The organism is Pseudoselenomonas ruminis (assembly GCF_008271295.1).
Taxonomy (GTDB): Bacteria; Bacillota; Negativicutes; order Selenomonadales; family Selenomonadaceae; genus Selenomonas_A; species Selenomonas_A ruminis.
In genome coordinates this window covers 164,037-182,270 of sequence record NZ_VTOY01000001.1, presented here as the reverse complement: position 1 = coordinate 182,270, position 18,234 = coordinate 164,037, and the positions used below count along the sequence as shown (strand labels likewise).

The window sequence follows — 18,234 nt, the reverse complement described above, 5'->3', positions numbered from 1 at the left end:
AAAAAACAGACGGATTACCACCGAAATCGACTGGCAATCCGTCTATTTTTACACGGCTTTTATTTTAATCCTGGGTCATCGAAAATTTCGTTTCGATAGCAGCCACAAGCTTATGCATCGTATTCGTAGCGTTATACCATATAAAAAGCTGACCAGTCAATTGACCGGTCAGCCTGCTCTATCCTATACTACTATGTTTCAAACTTTGCTTTTCTGAGGCACCTGGATTCCACAGCACCGCTTTTGTTGCTTGAATCTCCATACAATCCTCTTTTACTAACACCTCTCTTCCATATATCGTAAAAAACGAGATTTTAATAAGGGCGCAATTTCTTCCGCAAAACAATCATATCAATCAGCCTATGCCCGCACTCAACGATGGGATGATCATAGTTCTCGACAAAGAAATTCTTCCGCACATGGTGCCGGACAAACCCGCAGTGCTCATAAAAGGGAATAGTCAACGGACTGTCGCCGGTTCCCACCTGAAGCCAGTCATAGGACGCTCGATACCGATTTTCCACGTATTCAATGAGTTTTTTCCCATACCCTCGCCCCTGCCACGCTGGGACAACGGCGATATTCATGATTTCCAGTATGCCAGTTCCTGCATCCGTTACCACACACTCAGCCCGCACTTCGCCCTCATCCGCAAGGACATACATCGTACCTGCTGCCAAATACTTTTCAACCATACTCTGCTGCTCATCAGCTAGCAGGAGCAGCGGCATATATTTCCGCTTTTCTTCCGTCACATATATTTCCATAGCAATTGTCCCTTTTACGCGATTACCAATCCAACACCAAGCCAACCTGCATCTTTTGCAATCGGCTTCCAAGCTCTTCTTTTAACCACTTATAAGCCCGTTCTTCCGTGCAATGGCCCGTGCAGACATACTCTATCCCTGTCGCTTTGATGTCCTGCGCCACCTTTTGCACTTCGGCTTTGCTCTTGTTATAGAGATGAAAGCCGCCAATAATCCCATAAATATGCTGGCCCGGAAATGTCGTCTGGACTTCGCGGATGATATTTGCCGCTCCGCCATGACAACACGAATTGATGATGACCAGCCCTTTGGCCGTTTCGATGACCACACTTTGCTCATGCGAAAAATCATCGTACACAAAGCCTGCCGCAGTTTTCACATACATCTTCTCCCTCCGGCCAATTTCCTCAAGCCGTGCTGTCTTATGCGGAACCAGATACACACCGTCGCAGAGCTTGTAATCACCCGACACCAAGACCAGCCGGTTTCGATACGTTTCGAGCATCTTTTTCGGAATACCGATATACTCTTTAAAGAAAAACCATTTCTGACTGTAACAATTTTCTCCTGCCACATCACGCAGGTAAAACTTCGCCTTATCATTGTGCGCGAAAAAATACGGTACGCCATTGGCATGGTCAAAGTGCGCATGACTGAGTACACCGTAGTCGATTTCCTCAATAGATAGGCCCAACTTTTCCATATTGGCTGCAAACAATTCGGACGCGCCACAGTCGACCAAAATCTTCTGTACACCATATTCCAACAGCAGCGAGAGCCCCCACTCGCCCTTAAACTTTCCTGTTGCCACATTATCCACCACTACCGTCAGACGTGTCGTCATTCCCATCATCAGCCAACCTCCCGCCAATATCTCTGCTTTGCTAATAAAAATATATTTACATCAGTATACCATAAGCGTCAATATCGTTATATTTTTGTAAACATCATGACCGGTCAATTTGACTTGTCAAAGTCCCCAAACATAAAACAGACGGCCTGACTTGTCAATACATTGACTTGTCAAACCGTCTGTTTTATGTTGTTGCGCTGTCACTTAGATACGCAAACGAATTATTTTTGCGGCATAATGAGATAATCGTGTCCTTCTTCGCCGAAAAGACTTTCGCCCGAGAAGAATTTCACGGGCACAATGGTGAGCAAGCCGATGAGGAAATAGAGAAACGCCACGGGAATCAGCGCCACAATGCGCGTCGCCTCGAAGAACGTTCTCCCTTTCTGTATCTCCTGCATGAGCAAATGATAGAACCAGCCGAGCACCGCCATGCTGATGGCAAACGAACCAAGCTGAATCAGCGGCCACATCTCCGGCTTATGGAAAAAGAGCCGCATCACGGCCAATCTGAGGCCAGCCGTCAGGATATACGTTGCCACGATATAGCGGATATAGTTTTTATACCGCAGAAATACTGCAAACCGCCGGCGATTGACAAAGACAGCGGCCACCACCCAAACGATTGCCGCGGCAACACCAATAGAATAAGCGGCCATCACCAATAAAATCACATTGCCCATGACACTTAACAGCAGCCGGAATAAAAAGTGCCAGACCTTATTCTTATAATTGACATATATCGCCAGGATCAGGAACAAAATAACAGCTATTACTGTTACTATATTGAACAGCATAGCAGCATCACCATCCCCTTTCCCCGTCATAAACAGGAACGATTTCCCCATGCTCAGGGTCTGGACAATTGCCAGCGCCAAAATCCATTTTTTGCACCAGCTTACATCAGATGAATTGGTGCGTTCACAAAAAGTACTCAAAATAAGCCTCCTTTGATTTTGCAACGTGAAACAATCCGTATTATACCCTTTAATTCTTATAGTTTACTTAACGTTTCCCATTGACCGGTCAACCTTCCGTAAAAATACAACGAGCGGCCTGACAAGTCAAAATCTGACTTGTCAAACCGCCCATTTTTACATATTCCGCCGCAGCCACTCCCGCAGCACCAGCGCATGATTTTCCTGCTCGTTTTTCGCCGCATAGACCAGGGTCACATTCTGTGCCGTCAACAGATCGCGGCAATGACGGACAAACGCCGCAGCCGCTTCGCTGTCCGCCATTTCTTCCTGATAGGCTTCCGCAAAGCCGTCAAAGGGCATCTCCCCTTGATGATAGAGCCGCCGGATTTCGGTACTGGGCGTTATCGCCTTGGCCCATTCATCCAGCTGAGCCGCCTCCTTCTTTATCCCGCGCGGCCACAATCGATCCACCAAAATCCGATAGCCATCGCTTGGTTCCTGCGGTTCATAGATGCGCTTGAGTAAAATCTCATTCTCCATAAGCTATCCTCCTCGGGCAGTCGCTTCCCATTTTACCGCCCATATAGGAACACCTTAGCACATTCCGCTTTCCCTTACCGTCATTTTTATCACAGTTCATAAAAGGCGGCCTGACTTGTCAAAATTTGACTTGTCAAACCGCCCGTCGCTATATTACGCTCTTATTTCCTGTCCTTCATAGGTTCCGCCTTTTACAGCAGCCGCATAAATCTGCCGCAGGGACTTTGGCCGCAGCAGCGTTAAATCCTCCGTTGCCGCCAGCTGGCTGAGTATCATTTCCACAAACGCCTGCATATTCGGGCTCATGCCAATCCCAGTTGCACATTTATTCTGCCACCATTCGTATTCCGCCTGAAACGTGAATTTATCCCGGCCGTAAGCTTTGGCCGCCCCAAGACAGTCACAAATCATTTCCACCGCATACTTGTACGGCATATCCTGCGGATGCGCGCCATGGTCGAAATTATCCCACCAGGCCTCGTAATGATGCAGATTCCGTCCATGATGATGAATCCAGGCCATCGAAAGCCCATTGTTTTCCCGCTTGCAGATTTTTATCGGTGAAACCTTGCCATTGTAGTATTTTACACTTTCGATAAACTCCGTTGGGGAGAACTTGGACCAGTCATGCATAAAGCCCTGCCACGGAATCCCCGCAATACAGCAAAAACGAAACACCCAATATTTATGACGCAGAATCATCCAAGTGTGACCACAAATACGTTCCACCAGATTCACAAGCAAAGCCTCCATTATCCAAAATATCCTGCAACAAGTATAATGCGTTTCGCGTGTTATGTATACCCCTTTTTCCCCCAACTACTAAAATTGACCAGTCAAATGACTGGTCAATTCGCGGCAACGCACACATGAATGTGAATCATCCCATTATGATACGCGGCAAAGATTTCTCCTTGATGAAGCTCGACAATGCGACGGGCGATAGCCAAGCCAAGACCTGCCCCGCCCGTCCGCAGCGAGCGTGATTTTTCAACACGGTAAAACCTGTCGAACAAATGCAAAAGCTCCTGCTCACTAAGTTCCGGACACGTATTGCTAAGGATTAGTTCCACATTTCCCTCACGCTTATGCAGCGTGACGCCTATTTTCCCCTGTGGGGAAGTGTACTTACTTGCATTGGAAAACAGATTATCGAGCAAGCGCGCCATCTTTTCCGCGTTACCATGAATGAGCATAGGCATCTTGGGAATATCAAGCGGACCAGTTTTCTTGTTATGCAGAATAACAAACTATCACCCAATGTTACAACTTTAGTATATCCGCTCACTTCCCTACGCTTCGCTAGGCAGCCCTTTATCCTGGCTGATTCTCTTTCCCGAGGAACAAATAGACTCCGTTGGGCATACCAATACACATAGATGACAGCCCACGCATTTCTTGGCGTTGAGGATTGGCCGCCGGCCTTCGTTCAGAAAAATGGCCTGATGGCCGCCATCCATACAGGAAATCACGCAACGGCCGCAGCCGATACAGGTCTTGCGGTTAAACTTCGGATATACGATGGTGCCCCGCTCCAACGTATCAGTCGTGTCACTTACCGAATCGAGGCCAAGCCCCACCACATCATGCACCTGGCGAAAACCTTTTTCGTGCAAATAATACGCAAGCCCCGATTTCAAATCCTCAATGATGCGGTAGCCGTACTGCATGACCGCCGTCGTCACCTGTATCGAGCCCGCGCCAAGCAGCATAAATTCGAGCGCATCCCGCCAGCTTTCCACGCCGCCCATGCCGCTTAAATGCAGGCCGCGAAGCTTTGGATTCTGCGCGAGCTCAGCCACAAAGCGCAAAGCAATCGGCTTTACGGCATTGCCGCTATAACCGCCCACGGCTGACCTGCCATGAACATCGGGACTGCTGACATAAGTATCGGGATTTACCGCCATCAGGCTCTTGATGGTGTTAATCGCCGAAAGTCCGTCGGCCCCGCCATTAAGCGCCGCCTCAGCCGCCGGACTCATGCGCGCTACATTCGGCGTGAGTTTTGCCAGGATGGGAATACTGGCCCCGCGCCTGGCCGCCGCAGTGAAGCGCTCCACCAGCGCCGGTACCTGCCCGATATCAGAGCCCAGCCCCTCCTCCATCATATTGGGACAGGAAAAATTTAATTCCAGCGCATCGGCACCATTTTCCTGACACTGCCGGGAAAGCTCTGTCCACTCTTCGTCATTTCGCCCCATGATGGAGGCCAGGATAAATTTCTGCGGATAATTCTTTTTCAGCTGACGGAAGATGGCCATATTTTCGGCAACGCTGTGGTCAGACAACTGCTCGATATTCTTAAAGCCCATCATGCTGCCATCCGCACTGTAAATCGCCGAAAACCTTGGCGACGCTTCCCGGATGGGAAACGCACAAATTGTCTTAAACGATACGCCTGCCCACCCAGCTTCAAACGCCCGGGCACACATATCATAATTGCTGCCAACAACCGACGATGCGAGCAAAAACGGATTTTCCAGCGGAATCCCGCAAAGCTCGGTCTGCAAAATCGCTTCATCGTCCGCCACAGCCTGCCCAAGTTCCGGTTTTACCTGTTCCGCCAAAAACTGCATTACCTTTCGGATTGGCACTTCCCCACCCATTAGGCACGCCGATTCACAAGGCGCCTCGCAGGCGGCACATACATTTTCCTGGGGCAGACGGACCGCCGCACCGTTCTCGTTTTCAAACCAAATGCTCCGAATCTTGCGGGCTGGCTCCAGGGCCTTCGGGCAGACCTTATCACACGGAGCATCCAGGCATAGAGCACAATTTTGCAAATACTTGCGATTTCCTTTTCCTCCAGGAATCATAACGCCACCCTCCAATCAAAACCAAACCAACTTATCCGTTCGTTTTTTCCTCACTTGTTCTCTTTTTGCTCAACATCTGCCTAATCCCCATAAAACTTCAAGCCCAGCATGGTGATATCATCGGATTGTTCCGCCTCACCGGCATGCGTTCCCACATCCTGCCGGACGGCGGCGAGGATTTCTCGTACATTCTTTTCGCCTTGCCCATCCAGTGTTTCCACTAAACGATTTTCCGAATACATTTCCCCGGCCTCGTTCATAGCCTCTGTCACCCCATCAGTATAGAGGAAAATCATCTCACCTGGCTGAAGGACCCAACGATGTGACTCGTACATTTCTTCCTCGTTCACGCCAAGCATCAGATGCTTCTTTTGCTGCTGCAGGTAACAGAACTTGCCCGCTTGCTGCACCAGTGGCTGATTATGTCCGCCATTTACATAGATGAGTTCGCCCGTCGCCAAATCAAGCTGGGCGATAAAGACCGTGACAAACATCAATTCCTCATTTTCCCGGCAAAGCTCCTGATTGGCGAGCATCATGACAGCAGCAAAATCATCGGGATCTTTGGCCATCATCACGAGATTTTTCAGCGTCGTCTTGGCACGCATCATATAAAGGGCCGCCGGTATGCCTTTGCCAGCTACATCGGCGATGGTGATAACCAGGTGCTTTTCATCCGTCAGGTAAAAATCATAAAAGTCACCCCCCACACCCTTGGCCGCATCCATGGATGCATAAATCTGGAAATCTTTGCGGCCAGTCAAAAAATCCTGTGGCAATGCCCCGAGCTGGATATTTTTTGCCACCGACAGCTCAGCAGCTGCTTTCTCACGCTCAGTCGTCACCTGCGACAGATTATCGATGTACGCTTTCAGCTCATCAGTCATGGCATTGAAACAGGTTGCCAAATGTTCGATTTCATCGCCGGTGTTTATCGTCAATTTCTTGTCGAGATTGCCCCCCGAAATCTCTCTGACACCATCAGCCATCTGCTTTATGGGCTTGACGAACCTGTCCGAAAGCCGTTCCGACAGTAAAAACATCAGGACAATCATAATAAGCAGCGCCAAAAGTGCTACCTGTAACAGGAAAAGGTACTCTCTTTGCAAGTTATCCTTAAAATTATCCATCTGTCCCATATAATAATTCTGGCTTTCCTGCAGAGAAGATGACATGTCATCCTGTGACACCAGAATACCAAGGCTCCATCCCATGGTGGGAATCGGCGCAAAGGCCAGCATATATTTTTCGCCATATAGCTCAACAGGCATCATACCACTTTCCCCATTGGCCATTTTACCAGCAGCCTGGGCCAGCTCCGGCAACTCACTTTCCCGCAAGTCCTGTGTTTTGTTTTTCTCTGCCAGCACACCTTGCTGCTGAGGCGAAAAGATAATTCTTCCTTCATTCGAAAGGACAAAATTGACGCCCTTTTCCCCAATGGCAGTATCGTGGATATACCGCCGCAGCTTTTCAGTAGCCATATCCATGCTGGCTACTCCAGCAATACCTTCCGCATCGTAATAGGGAACAGAGCAGCTTATTACCTCCACATCGCTATGTTCCGCGTTCAAAATCGTAAGATACGGCATGGAAAACACCGCCCGCTTTGCTTCAACAGCATTTATATACCAAGGCCGGACACGAGGGTCGTAGTCAAAGGCCGGGTCATCGGACATAGGGCTGTACGCCTCGCCAGGAAATACGCTGCTGCAAATCAAGAATCCGTGTTTGCTACAAAAATAAGTTGCCGAATAGCTGTCATTGCCATAAGACTTTTCTATCGGCACTAAGGTGCCCTTGATATTGGCAGCCAGCTCCACTTCCTTTTGTACCGTTTTGATACCACGCTTTCGCACTTCCGGACTGTAAAGAACACACGGTGCCGTAGGCGGAACCTTCCCGTTATACACATCAAAGACATTCCCTGGCAGGAAATTTTCCGGATGCAGCTGTATCCATGTCAATGCTTCTGACAAAAGCTGCACATCATGCTGCATCAGCGCCATTTCACGGTCAATATATCCAGCTTCTGCCTTGGCCAGTCCTGCTAACGTATCCTCGCTGGTCTTATTGATATACTGTTTTGTGTACTCAGCCCCTGATTCCGAGAGCTGCCTTCCCATATCAGCGATATCCCTACGGACAAAGGTAATGCCATAAAAGGACAACCCGGCAAACACCAACGCCGAGAGCAGACTGCTTATAACCAGCAGACGCAGCAGCCGTTGCCTGATGCTCGGCTGCCTGTGCACTAAGTTTCGTAAAGCCATCAAAAACTTTCCCATTTACCTAACTGCTCCTTTACCGATTCACCCTCTTTTTCCAATCTCCCCAGCAATATCTACCAGTTCGCAATCCCGAATCAACATTGACATGACCGAGGATATATTTACCACAAAAACGGCCGAAACCATCAACATGCCAATGTAATCTAGTGGCAAGGCCAGCTGATTGAAGATGATGGCATATATGGCCATGATGCCGCCTGGCACCGGTGGAGTAGCAATACTCAGCTGCAAGGCCAGGATAATGGTTATAATCAGCGAGAACAAGGATAACTCCAGCTGCGCATTGTAAGCCGTATAAAACACCCCAGCCACCAGTGCCGCTGCTGCCGAAGGCGAAAACATCGCATGGGAAAGCGGCAGCCAAAAATCGCAAAACTTCCCTTCGATTTGCAAATCTTTTTTGGCAAAAACCACATTGGCCGACATGGCCGCTGTATTGCTGGCCGTGGAAAAAGATATCAGAAACACGCGCGCACCTTTCCGCATAAAATCCGCCATATCCAGCTTGTATTTATAGGCAACATGCAGGAACATGAGCAGCCCAAAACCAATACAGAATACATAATTAGCAGCAATGATCCGCCACACGGCAAAAATCGTTTCCATGCTGCTGCCAGCAATCACCTTGAACACGTTCAGAAAAATGGCCACATATATAACCTTTGAAACGATATCCATCATTTTAAAAATGAGTTTATTCAATTCACTGATGATAGTTTTCAAGTGGGGAATCACATTGGTCAAAGTCAGGATGCTGATTCCTGTCAATATGGCAATACAAACGATCTGCAAGATATTGCCTTCGACAAAGGGTGCAAGCAAATTACGCGGCAGAATTCCCAGAAACAGCCGAATCAGCTCCGCCGGCGCCAGGTTGCTTTCCCCTTGCCAGGCAAGGACAGGAAAAAACAGCTGGCATACAGCAGCCGCAAACAGGGACATCAGCAACATGACAGCAAAAAAGCGGCGTATAACCCGAATCCCGACATTGCTGAAGGTGGCTACATCTTCCATAAGACAAATGCCATCCACGATGGAGATAAAAACGAACGGACCGGTGACCGCAACAATAAGTCCCATCAAGGTCTTCAATAGCGGCTCAGCGGCATCCTCTAGGACGGCCGCCTGCCATGCTGCTGGCAAGGCCGCATGGATAGCAGCACATAAAACTGCCAAAAGCGCCGCTATGGTAATAGCTCCCCCAGGAATTTTTATCGGCTTGCGCTCTTTCCTGACATAGGTACTGATTTCATTGCAGCCATTCCGATACGTATAAACCGTTTCCGCATGTTCGTAACTCATCAGCCCTTTTAAGATTTCGGAAGACAAAATCTCCTCATCGTCATCATCAGTATAGAGCGGGTCAAAGGGTTCCCCTTTGATGCGTATGATGACTTTAGGCACCCCAAACCACTTTTGGATTTTCAGGCTGTATGTATGCGCCCTGCCGAAATGCTGCCGGCAGCGCAGTAAGGCTTCTTCTAGCAATAGGCAGATTTTTATACAGTCATCCTGTGACACCGCTGAACTTTCAAAAACAGCACGCACCTCTTCTATGGTTTTCTCAAGGTCTTCATTGCTAAACTGCATCCGTTTACCAGCTAACATTTCCCCACCACCTTTATCCATCCAATACTCTGTCCCCTAAACCATTTTCAGCCAAAGGGAAAGAATATTGGCCTTTGCCCCTTGAAAATCATCATATACATATTCCATCCTATCAAAATTTTTACGTACAAGCTGAATACCAAGGCCTCCTTCTTCCCTGTCTTCAGCAGATAAACCTTCCGGGAGACACCTTTCTTCAGACAATGGGTTAAAGGGTCGTCCATGGTCGGCAAAATCCAACCGGAAAAAGAAATCTTCCTTTCGCGCCCTAATCCAAACATCCCCAGAATCATCGTAAGCATAGCTTATGATATTTATTAGCATTTCTTCTATCCCGAGCTCCAGTTGTATTTCCCTCATTTCAGAAAGTCCTGCTGCCTGCGCGTTTGCTATAATATCATCCCTCATGATGTCATACATTTCCCTGATGGCAGGATATTTCTGCCACGCTGACAAGTCTTTCATTCCTTCACCCCCAGCTGGCATCAAAAATCATCCAAGGATTCACGCATGTTCAAAAGCGTATCCATACTGCTGTCTATCAGAACCTTCTTCACCATGCCGGCAGCTCCTGCCACCGTGAACTCCTTGCCTTCCTTCTGAGCCTTCTTCAAGAGGCGCAAAAGAACTCGGAGCCCAGCACTGGAAATATAAGCCACGCCACTCATATCCATGACAATTTTTTCCTCACGCCCTACAATTGCCTCCCCGCTTTGAAAAACTGAATCAGCAGAGGTAATGTCAATGCGCCCCTCCACACTCCATGAGAGCCAACCACTATCCAATTTTATTTCCTTTTGTACAATCTCGCTTGCCATGATACCCAGCCTCCTAATCTTTAACTATTTTTCATAACTTCTATAAAATATCATAAAATTCCTTCTTTTCATCTCCATCAGTGACAACGACAAACTGAGCGCAAAAAAGGCCGCCACTATGACGGTCTTTTTTGCGCTCCTTATTTCAGATATTTTTTCTCCAGCCTCTCCATGGTACCGTCCATCTTCAGCTCTGCCAGTACGAAATTGATGTAATTCAACCATTCCTGATCGCCTTTTGCCATCAGAATACCACAGGAATGACGCGTAAATGGTTTGTCCTTAAGCGGAGCAGCCAGCCGCTTATCCATGCGTACATAGTGTGCAGCCTCCACAGTTTCCGTAATCATGATATCTGCCTTGCCCGTTGCAATTTGACGGGGGATGTCTGCATTGTCATTATAGACGATAAGCTGTGCTTGTTTGAAATTCGCATGGGCAAACTTCTCATTTGTCCCGCCCGGGTTAATCATCACCCGAACTTCCGGCCTATCAATATCTGCCAGGCTTTTAAATCGCTTTGCGTCCTTAGCACGACAGAGGATGGTCTTGCCAAAAATTCCTTCCCCATAAGCATCCGACATAGCCATGGTTCTTGCCCGATTAAAATTACGGGAAATGCCGCAGAGAGCAATATCGAATTTCCCTGCCTGTGTATCGGCGGCAAGGGTTGGCCAAGTTGTCGGTACATACTGGATTTTTACTCCCAGGGAGTCAGCAATAAGCTGTGACAGCTCCGCATCGATTCCTTCATATTTTCCCGTTTGCGGATTCAAGTATGACATGGGTATGTAATCCCCAGTGGTACCAATCCGAATCATTCCTCTGGCAGCAATGTCCTCCAAATGACCAGCCTCTGCATTTACCCCCACCAGCATCAATATCGCCAGCAATAGCAGGCACAATCGATTAGCTAGCGCAACTTTTTTCAGCATATCTGTTTCCACCTTTCCACCATTCAGGTCTCATCCATCATCCAAAATCCGTTCTGCTGCAGGATTTCTTTTACTTTTGCATTTGCTCCGGAAAAATCGATGCGACAGCTGCAGCTTTCCTGCATAGCACGCAGTAAGCGAATTCCTGCCGATGATATATACTGCAATTGGGTACAGTCTATTATAACCCCTGCAATACTTCCGCCATTATTGACCTTCTCCCACACCAACAGCAGTTGCGGTGCTGAGATAGTGTCAAGCCGGCCACACAGCGATAGGTGAAGTATTCCCTTTTTCGCAGCGTATTCCAGCGCAAAAGGACTCTCTTCCATAAACCTCTCCGTATCTCGTAATCTCTTTGTCTCATCAATGGTAATGTGCCAATAATGGCACTGACGCATCGCTTCCTTAAAGCGCACAATCTGTTCTGTCGTAAGCTGCTTATAAACGCTTAATTCCGGCATATTTCCCCCAAGATTAACCTTTTCAGCTTTGAGGCCGTACCTTGCTAAAAGTGATTCAGCTCTTGCCTGCGAAGCAGGTATGTCTGACGGCTCTATGATAAAAGAATTTCCTAAAGCAGCCACGGCTGACTGCCCTTGAGCCGTATTCTTTGTCGCCATGAGCTTAGCCAGAGATTCTTCGCCAAAGACAGCCTGAAAGGTACCGCTAAACTGCAACGCAAATTCAGGATCCGGAGTGATCCAGCAGCCGCCATGTTCTCTCAGCAGGCGTTGGATATTGACGACGACAGTCTCAGCCTCGTCATCACTGAAATACATCATCATGCCCTCAGTTGTGATACATAAAGGCCCGCCAACATCACGCAAAGCTGTTTGCAATGAGTTGAAGTTAGTGGCGTCTACTCCATGGAAGGAAATATTTTCTGATTGTCCAACCAGCTTGCGGATAATCGGTTCAACTTCCTGGACAACAATAGGAAGGTCCAGCCCAACAAATGTCCTGCCATGTTCCGTCATGTGAATCGCCTTTGGCGTATAACCGCATGGCAAATCCACTAAGGTCTTCCCCCCTGCCCCCTCAATCAAGCGGCACATGGTGCGATACTTGGCCTCAACTACGATTGCATTGCCCAGGATGGTTTCAGCATCCGGCATATTTTGCAGTGGTGCATTGTTTTCCAAAGCTAAGGCACGAACAATCTTATCCGCATCTGGTATGCCCGCCTGTGCCATCAGGCTCACTGCTGTCTTGGCGGTAAAATAAACCGGATTGACTCGTGCCAGCCTATTCGTTACGGACATTTATCGTCCCCCCTCAACATAATTCAAATGACAGGAACCTATCATAGTTCCCTCATTCCAAACAATTTAGAAACAACTTCCAATCGAAGTCATGCCGTCAATGGTCCGGACGGCTTTGCCATTTTGGAAGTTGAGGTCAGAAACCAGGACCCGCCGGATGTAGTGTTTTTTGCTCTTATTGCCAGCGAAGGTGAAATAGCTGCTGGCAGAGTGAATCACCAAAAAATTGCCTTTGGCATCTTTGCCCAGATAGAACATCACATGACCTGGCTTAAAGAACAGTGCGCCAACAGGTGCCTCCGCTGCTTTTTGATAGCGGGCAGCGGTATCAAGCCCCGCTAGTGATACGGAGTGATTCATGGCCAGTTCCTGCTGATCCGCATCGCGGGGAATTAAGATCCCCATGGAACGGTAAATATCCTGCACAAAGGAAGAGCAGTCAACACTCTCCTCCATACCGCCCCAACCGTAAACATCCCCCAGGAATTTCAGGGACTGTCGCACGAAATTGTTGGGCGTGCAGGGGAGATAGCCAAGATTTACGGTGCTGTCTACCTTGACGGGAACTACTGCTTCCGAAAGGTGACCGTTGATTTCCACGGGAATAATCGCCTGATAGAAACCGCCCTGAGGCACAGACGATTTCAAGGGAATGATGCTGCCCATCTGGAAAAGTACATTCCAGGCACCGCCCACATGAACTTTTTTCTTATGGTCTGTCACTACGAGAAAGTTTTCCGGCGACACATATTTTTCCCAGACTGCCCTGTCCGTAAACCCAATGGCGCCAAGACTTACCCATCCCTTGTAATAACGTCCGATGGCAAAAGCAAAGGCTCCGTCCTTGCTCGTATGCAGCACCAAGAGCGGTTCACAAGGGTCAAGAGCCGTTCCCTGCAAATCGTCATAATGCTGAAAGGACTTATCATCAAAATAATATTTACTGGTCGGCAGGAGACGCATATTGGTCCGCATAGTAACTACACCGTAGCGGACATCGAAGCTTGCTGGAACAGCCTCTAAATTGCAGTTCCCCTGTGCCACGTAGTAATCATACTGGCGGATTGGGCTGCCACCTTTGTCATAATGCTCGCCTGGCTCACTTTCCCCACGAAAATCCTGCTGTGCGCCAAGTATCAGCTCCTTTAGCGTTGCGCCGTCAACCGTCTGCGCATAGTTCATCAGATCCGTCAAGCTGGTAATTTTTTCCCGCATCGTCTGATTGAGGGCGATAATCTCCTCCCGCGTCAGACACAGTTTCTCCCCATCAAGGTTTCTTTCTGTCCAATAACCAGCCGTGGCTCTATCACCATGGATTGCAATCGATGCATAGGAGGTGCTTCCACCCCCAAGCAAAACCAGCAAAGCTGTGACTGCCGCTAGGATAACATTTTTTTCCCAAGTTATCCTTCGTATGTATGAAAAATTGTATGGATACATGTAATTTTCTCCCCTTCTATTGTGCAGACTATTCTACGCATGGCTATGCTCTTTGCTGTCTACATGTATTTTGCCAAAAAGGCAAATACCCGTTGGTAATATTCCAGGGGAGCGGTCTTTTTGGCATCAGCATGACCTGCTCCTGCTACGATGAGTTTATCCTTAGCAGGGGCTGATGAGGCAGCATATAGTTTCTCCATCATCTCACAGGGCACTAGTTTATCGGCATCGCCATGAATAAACAGCATGGGCACTTCGGTATTTGGAACACTGCGCAGAGGAGCTGCATCCGAAATCATGCACCAAGATTACCCAACGGCTGCTGGGTTCCTTTGGCGAAAAATGAGTTGCCACAAGTTTCAAGCCATCCTGAGAGGTTATTGTCCATTGCTCATTTTCGGCCTGTGGCTTAGCTGGGGCATCGAGCCCTGGCTCCACAATCGCCGCTGCCGCTTCCGGTATAGACGCAGGATCTTCCGGACTTTCCCGCAGCAAGGCATAGTCTACAAAGCCACTGCCGATAATATAACCTGCAACTGCCAGCAATAGCAGAGTTATGATACAAATGCGCAAAATATTTTTTTTACTCCTGTTAATCTTTCTCACTCCTTACCTCAGTTTCTGAACGGGAAAGGTAAATTGCCATTGTATAATGATAAGTCTTGCTTATGCCGCTTGCTTCTGCCTTTGCGTTGTCGCCCATTTTTCGATTTGCGGCTGAAGGAGACGGACTACCTTTTTCCTGGAAAGATTTTTGTTCAGGAGGATTTTGTTTCCGTCCACCGTGTTAAAGGCTTTGGCGGCGCACTCCATGGCACCGTCGCCAAAGCAGGATATGGTCGCCCTATAGGTTTCCAAATCGTGGATTTTCAGGAAAAGCATATCCATTTTTTGCGTGTTAAAGTTTTTCACTCCCCAGTCGCCCAGCCGTTTCTCCAAAGCCTGCCTTTTTTCCGGCGTCAGCGCGACGACCGTGGCGCAGCCATAGGAAATGCCGTTGACGGTAAATTCCTTGTAATCGGAATAGAAAATGTCCTTGTCCGACATATTCCGATAAGCGGCAAATTCTTCTTCCATGGCCAGGAAATAGGCGGTTCTGTCTTTGATTTCTGCTTTTTCCACGAGGTCGGCTACCGCCTGCCGGTCCAGGTCCGTAGCGGTGTTACTCTGCAAATTGTCCGTGTCGGACAGGATGGCGGAAAGCATCATTCCTGCCATGGGCTTTTCAATGGGAACATTGGCTTCGAGATATTCCAGCCACACAATGGTGGAAGCGCAGCCTATGGGCAGATTACGGTAATAAGCGGGAGCTGCCGTTTTAACATCGCCAATGAGATTGTGATGGTCGATGACTTCCAGGATATTGGCCTTTTCCATGCCGGGAGCTGCCTGGGCAAAGCTGTTATGATCGATGAGAATGATATTTTTGCCGGCGGCATTATCCAGCAGCGGCGGTTCCTTGATGCCAAAATATTTTAGGGCGTAGGATGTTTCCGCGTTTACCGGTGAAGCAAGCCTGGCCTCAGCGTTTATGCCTAATTCCCTTTTCAGGTTCGCATAGGCAATCACCGTGCATACGCTGTCTGAGTCAGGAGGTTTATGTCCGATGACATAAACCGGGCCATTGCCATAATCAATTCCCTGCATATACGCAGGATAATTGATATTATGCTTACGAGCGGCACCTGCAACGGGAGCGTAAGAAATAAGCGCCACTATGAGAAATAGGACGCAGCTTGGCAGTATGGATTGTTGTTTCTTTTGCATGGAAATTTCCTCACTTTCACGTTATGATGAATGACCATAATAGTCCAAGGTTATATCCCGTCCGCTATATGCCTCCGGCTGACGATACTTAGCCTCAACTACCAGCGCATTGCCCAGGATAGTTTCAGCATCCGGCATATTCCTTACTGACATTTAGGCCCCTCCATTATTCGTGCGCGAATACATTCCGACCAATCGCATCACCCACGGTTTCCGCCTGCAACAAAATATTTTTTACTCCTGTTAATCTTTCTCACTCCTATATTAAGTACGAAGGGACTGTGCTAGCGCAGCCCCTATTTTACACAATATGAATTTCTTACATCAGCTTCTGAATTGGAAAGGTGAAATATGTATCCGGATACGGCTCATTCTTCAGAGTAAAGTGCCACCATTCCGTATCCAGGGGCTTGAACCCATGACGAAGCATTGCCGCACGCAGGATCATGCGGTTCTTGAACTGTACCTCATTGATTTTTCCGTCCTTAGGCCGTTTGTTTCCCTTGTATTTACCCATGTACTTACCGGTTTCGGGATTGCCGCACCAGTCAGGATGGCTCTCGATACCAAAGTGGTCAAAGACATTTCCCATATCCACATCCTTGCCGGTCTGCATATCAAACAGCGTCAAATCTACTGTTGATCCACGGCTGTGACCTGACTTGGCGTCAATATAGCCGTCGGCAAAAAGCCTGTTTTTATCCACCTGGGGATAAAAATAATCCTTCATGCGCTTATCCCCCAAATTTTCTGCCCAGGCTACAAAATTATCCACAGCCATCTGGGGCCGATAAGCATCATAAATCTTCAGTCGGTACCCCTGCTTCATCACATCATCGGAAACATCCTTGAGCGCCTTAGCTGCTTCCTTGGTCATGAAGATACGTGGAACACTGTACCCCGCAATGCGGTCTCCCACAAAGTTATAAGTTGAATAATAGCGTGGCTCTAAAATGACATCCGGCACTGCCTCGGAAAGCTCCACAAAACCGGAACTATCCGCCGGATCCACCTTCACCGCCGCTGTCGCAACTACAGGTGCCGCTTCAGCGACGCCCATTATTGGTTCATTAACAGGCAAAGGAACAGTCAGACTAGCTGCCAAACACACACCACAAACTATTTTTCCCAATTTCTTATGCATAACTATATGCCTCCCACTTCATAAACTCACGTTGGAAAATAGGTATTGAAAAATGCCTGAAGTTATTTTCCACCTTGTAAACTGCTCTTGGTATCTTGTTCGGCGCTGCGGATATCTTCTTTCATATCCTTGGCCAGATTGATGTCATGGAATTTTTTGTCATCATGCAGGATCATGGTGAACTTATCCGTTTTATCCAGATAGATGGTTCCATCTTTAAGCGAAAGTTCTAAGATATGGCCACCCTTTTTCTTATCATCCGACAGGAAATGGAAATGCCAGCCCACGGAGTTAAGTTCTCCCATATAGCTGGGGCAATAGAGTCCCACCAACGTACCGTTTATGTTTTTCTCAGTGAACTCCGTCTGTTTCCCCTTTAATGCCTCCACGAGCGTTGGATACGGCTCCTTGCTGCCGTATTCGCTCCGGAACAGCACCGAATCAAACTGAGCATGAAGTTTGACCATATAGAAGCTGTTGGCGCCCTGTTTCTGAACTTCCTCGTTCAAAATCTTTTCAAAGGCGGCCTTGTCCTTAATATCTTTTAAATTAACAGCAATATCTTTGTCGAAGAATGTCACGGTGGCATACGGGATAATCGTCTTATCCGGAGCAACGATAACGCGCCCATCGCCCAACGCCTGATAGACCTTGCCATCGAGCACAATCATCTCACCGTTTAAGCCCTCAAACGTTCCGATGCCCGTGTCCCCAAGCTTGCGGAGCTGACCAGCCGTAACCGTTCCGCCAAAATACCCTTGCGCCAACGACTGCAACAACGCTACCTGAGCAATGCTCTCGCGGTCAGCTGTGGCCGCATAGCCGGTACTGCCAATCATCAGGCCTGCCAAAAGAGATGCCAAAACCTTCTTCGTCTGATACATTTTCATACACTCCTTTTCCTCAGTCGTTGCAATAAAAATATAAATTTTCTCTTAATTGAAATTCTACGCTTGCTAAAAACTTTCCTGCTTTTCCCCAACAATATCCAAATAACAACGCTCCTGAAGTTAATCCCTCAGGAGCGTTGTTGCGCTAGTACCAGCACTTTTCAATTAGCGTCTCAGTTA

General features: G+C 48.1%; 19 protein-coding genes. All 19 read right to left on the bottom strand.

The features are described from left to right. Positions 1 to 314: 314 nt before the first annotated feature. The 19 genes from FZ040_RS00755 to budA all read right to left on the bottom strand — a co-directional run bounded on the left by FZ040_RS00755 (position 315) and on the right by budA (position 18,054). Positions 315 to 767 (bottom strand): GNAT family N-acetyltransferase, encoded by a 453-nt coding sequence (locus FZ040_RS00755; RefSeq protein ID WP_149170241.1) that lies wholly within the window; start codon positions 765 to 767, stop codon positions 315 to 317. A gap of 22 nt (positions 768 to 789) precedes the next feature. Continuing rightward, positions 790 to 1,620 (bottom strand): MBL fold metallo-hydrolase, encoded by an 831-nt coding sequence (locus FZ040_RS00750; RefSeq protein WP_222930924.1) that lies wholly within the window; start codon positions 1,618 to 1,620, stop codon positions 790 to 792. A 221-nt stretch (positions 1,621 to 1,841) separates the two neighbouring features. Next, the gene (locus tag FZ040_RS00745; RefSeq protein ID WP_149170240.1) at positions 1,842 to 2,558 is read right to left on the bottom strand and encodes a hypothetical protein; all 717 of its coding nucleotides are present in this window, start codon (positions 2,556 to 2,558) and stop codon (positions 1,842 to 1,844) included. Positions 2,559 to 2,714: 156 nt separating this feature from the next. Continuing rightward, positions 2,715 to 3,080 (bottom strand): DUF488 domain-containing protein, encoded by a 366-nt coding sequence (locus FZ040_RS00740; protein ID WP_149170239.1) that lies wholly within the window; start codon positions 3,078 to 3,080, stop codon positions 2,715 to 2,717. Positions 3,081 to 3,233: 153 nt separating this feature from the next. Then, positions 3,234 to 3,818 carry a DUF5662 family protein gene (locus FZ040_RS00735; protein WP_149170238.1) on the bottom strand — a complete coding sequence of 195 codons (585 nt, stop codon included), beginning with the start codon at positions 3,816 to 3,818 and terminating at the stop codon, positions 3,234 to 3,236. Between the two features lie 110 nt (positions 3,819 to 3,928). After that, positions 3,929 to 4,276 (bottom strand): sensor histidine kinase, encoded by a 348-nt coding sequence (locus tag FZ040_RS00730; RefSeq protein WP_187620184.1) that lies wholly within the window; start codon positions 4,274 to 4,276, stop codon positions 3,929 to 3,931. 96 nt (positions 4,277 to 4,372) lie between these two features. Then, positions 4,373 to 5,896, bottom strand: coding sequence for an NAD-dependent dihydropyrimidine dehydrogenase subunit PreA (gene preA / locus FZ040_RS00725; RefSeq protein WP_149170236.1), 1,524 nt, complete (start codon positions 5,894 to 5,896; stop codon positions 4,373 to 4,375). Between the two features lie 80 nt (positions 5,897 to 5,976). Beyond that, the gene (locus FZ040_RS00720; protein ID WP_149170235.1) at positions 5,977 to 8,184 is read right to left on the bottom strand and encodes a SpoIIE family protein phosphatase; all 2,208 of its coding nucleotides are present in this window, start codon (positions 8,182 to 8,184) and stop codon (positions 5,977 to 5,979) included. A gap of 24 nt (positions 8,185 to 8,208) precedes the next feature. Then, the gene (locus tag FZ040_RS00715; protein ID WP_187620183.1) at positions 8,209 to 9,795 is read right to left on the bottom strand and encodes a dicarboxylate/amino acid:cation symporter; all 1,587 of its coding nucleotides are present in this window, start codon (positions 9,793 to 9,795) and stop codon (positions 8,209 to 8,211) included. Between the two features lie 36 nt (positions 9,796 to 9,831). Then, on the bottom strand, positions 9,832 to 10,260 hold the full coding sequence (locus FZ040_RS00710; protein WP_187620182.1) for an ATP-binding protein: 429 nt from the start codon (positions 10,258 to 10,260) through the stop codon (positions 9,832 to 9,834). A 20-nt stretch (positions 10,261 to 10,280) separates the two neighbouring features. Continuing rightward, positions 10,281 to 10,613: an STAS domain-containing protein gene (locus FZ040_RS00705; protein ID WP_149170232.1), complete on the bottom strand. Its 333-nt coding sequence runs from the start codon at positions 10,611 to 10,613 to the stop codon at positions 10,281 to 10,283. 140 nt (positions 10,614 to 10,753) lie between these two features. Then, entirely contained in the window at positions 10,754 to 11,548 is a 795-nt protein-coding gene (locus FZ040_RS00700) for a transporter substrate-binding domain-containing protein (protein WP_149170231.1), read from the bottom strand. Between the two features lie 23 nt (positions 11,549 to 11,571). Beyond that, positions 11,572 to 12,813, bottom strand: a complete 1,242-nt coding sequence (locus FZ040_RS00695; RefSeq protein WP_149170230.1) for an STAS domain-containing protein — start codon at positions 12,811 to 12,813, stop codon at positions 11,572 to 11,574. 66 nt (positions 12,814 to 12,879) lie between these two features. Then, positions 12,880 to 14,178, bottom strand: a complete 1,299-nt coding sequence (locus FZ040_RS00690; protein WP_255448687.1) for an NlpC/P60 family protein — start codon at positions 14,176 to 14,178, stop codon at positions 12,880 to 12,882. A gap of 134 nt (positions 14,179 to 14,312) precedes the next feature. Beyond that, positions 14,313 to 14,552, bottom strand: a complete 240-nt coding sequence (locus FZ040_RS14175; protein WP_255448686.1) for an alpha/beta hydrolase — start codon at positions 14,550 to 14,552, stop codon at positions 14,313 to 14,315. Between the two features lie 367 nt (positions 14,553 to 14,919). Further along, positions 14,920 to 16,020, bottom strand: coding sequence for a DHH family phosphoesterase (locus tag FZ040_RS00680; RefSeq protein WP_149170228.1), 1,101 nt, complete (start codon positions 16,018 to 16,020; stop codon positions 14,920 to 14,922). A gap of 21 nt (positions 16,021 to 16,041) precedes the next feature. Next, complete coding sequence (locus FZ040_RS14170; RefSeq protein WP_255448685.1) at positions 16,042 to 16,173, bottom strand: hypothetical protein; 132 nt, start codon at positions 16,171 to 16,173, stop codon at positions 16,042 to 16,044. 166 nt (positions 16,174 to 16,339) lie between these two features. Continuing rightward, a complete protein-coding gene (locus FZ040_RS00675) occupies positions 16,340 to 17,164 on the bottom strand; it encodes a M15 family metallopeptidase (protein ID WP_149170227.1) in 825 nt (274 codons plus the stop codon). A gap of 62 nt (positions 17,165 to 17,226) precedes the next feature. Continuing rightward, positions 17,227 to 18,054, bottom strand: a complete 828-nt coding sequence (budA, locus tag FZ040_RS00670; RefSeq protein WP_149170226.1) for an acetolactate decarboxylase — start codon at positions 18,052 to 18,054, stop codon at positions 17,227 to 17,229. Between the last annotated feature and the right edge of the window lie 180 nt (positions 18,055 to 18,234).

Excerpts from the sequence above, each read along its gene's own strand:
- FZ040_RS00750 (WP_222930924.1), bottom strand. The coding sequence starts at position 1,620 with ATGATGGGAATGACGACACGTCTGACGGTAGTGGTGGATAATGTGGCA.
- FZ040_RS00675 (WP_149170227.1), bottom strand. The coding sequence starts at position 17,164 with ATGCATAAGAAATTGGGAAAAATAGTTTGTGGTGTGTGTTTGGCAGCT.
- FZ040_RS00700 (WP_149170231.1), bottom strand. The coding sequence starts at position 11,548 with ATGCTGAAAAAAGTTGCGCTAGCTAATCGATTGTGCCTGCTATTGCTG.
- FZ040_RS00755 (WP_149170241.1), bottom strand. The coding sequence starts at position 767 with ATGGAAATATATGTGACGGAAGAAAAGCGGAAATATATGCCGCTGCTC.
- FZ040_RS14175 (WP_255448686.1), bottom strand. The coding sequence starts at position 14,552 with ATGATTTCGGATGCAGCTCCTCTGCGCAGTGTTCCAAATACCGAAGTG.
- FZ040_RS00705 (WP_149170232.1), bottom strand. The coding sequence starts at position 10,613 with ATGGCAAGCGAGATTGTACAAAAGGAAATAAAATTGGATAGTGGTTGG.
- FZ040_RS00720 (WP_149170235.1), bottom strand. The coding sequence starts at position 8,184 with ATGGGAAAGTTTTTGATGGCTTTACGAAACTTAGTGCACAGGCAGCCG.
- FZ040_RS00730 (WP_187620184.1), bottom strand. The coding sequence starts at position 4,276 with ATGCTCATTCATGGTAACGCGGAAAAGATGGCGCGCTTGCTCGATAAT.
- FZ040_RS14170 (WP_255448685.1), bottom strand. The coding sequence starts at position 16,173 with ATGTCAGTAAGGAATATGCCGGATGCTGAAACTATCCTGGGCAATGCG.
- FZ040_RS00710 (WP_187620182.1), bottom strand. The coding sequence starts at position 10,260 with ATGAAAGACTTGTCAGCGTGGCAGAAATATCCTGCCATCAGGGAAATG.
- FZ040_RS00680 (WP_149170228.1), bottom strand. The coding sequence starts at position 16,020 with ATGCAAAAGAAACAACAATCCATACTGCCAAGCTGCGTCCTATTTCTC.
- budA (WP_149170226.1), bottom strand. The coding sequence starts at position 18,054 with ATGAAAATGTATCAGACGAAGAAGGTTTTGGCATCTCTTTTGGCAGGC.
- FZ040_RS00740 (WP_149170239.1), bottom strand. The coding sequence starts at position 3,080 with ATGGAGAATGAGATTTTACTCAAGCGCATCTATGAACCGCAGGAACCA.
- FZ040_RS00695 (WP_149170230.1), bottom strand. The coding sequence starts at position 12,813 with ATGTCCGTAACGAATAGGCTGGCACGAGTCAATCCGGTTTATTTTACC.
- FZ040_RS00715 (WP_187620183.1), bottom strand. The coding sequence starts at position 9,795 with ATGTTAGCTGGTAAACGGATGCAGTTTAGCAATGAAGACCTTGAGAAA.
- preA (WP_149170236.1), bottom strand. The coding sequence starts at position 5,896 with ATGATTCCTGGAGGAAAAGGAAATCGCAAGTATTTGCAAAATTGTGCT.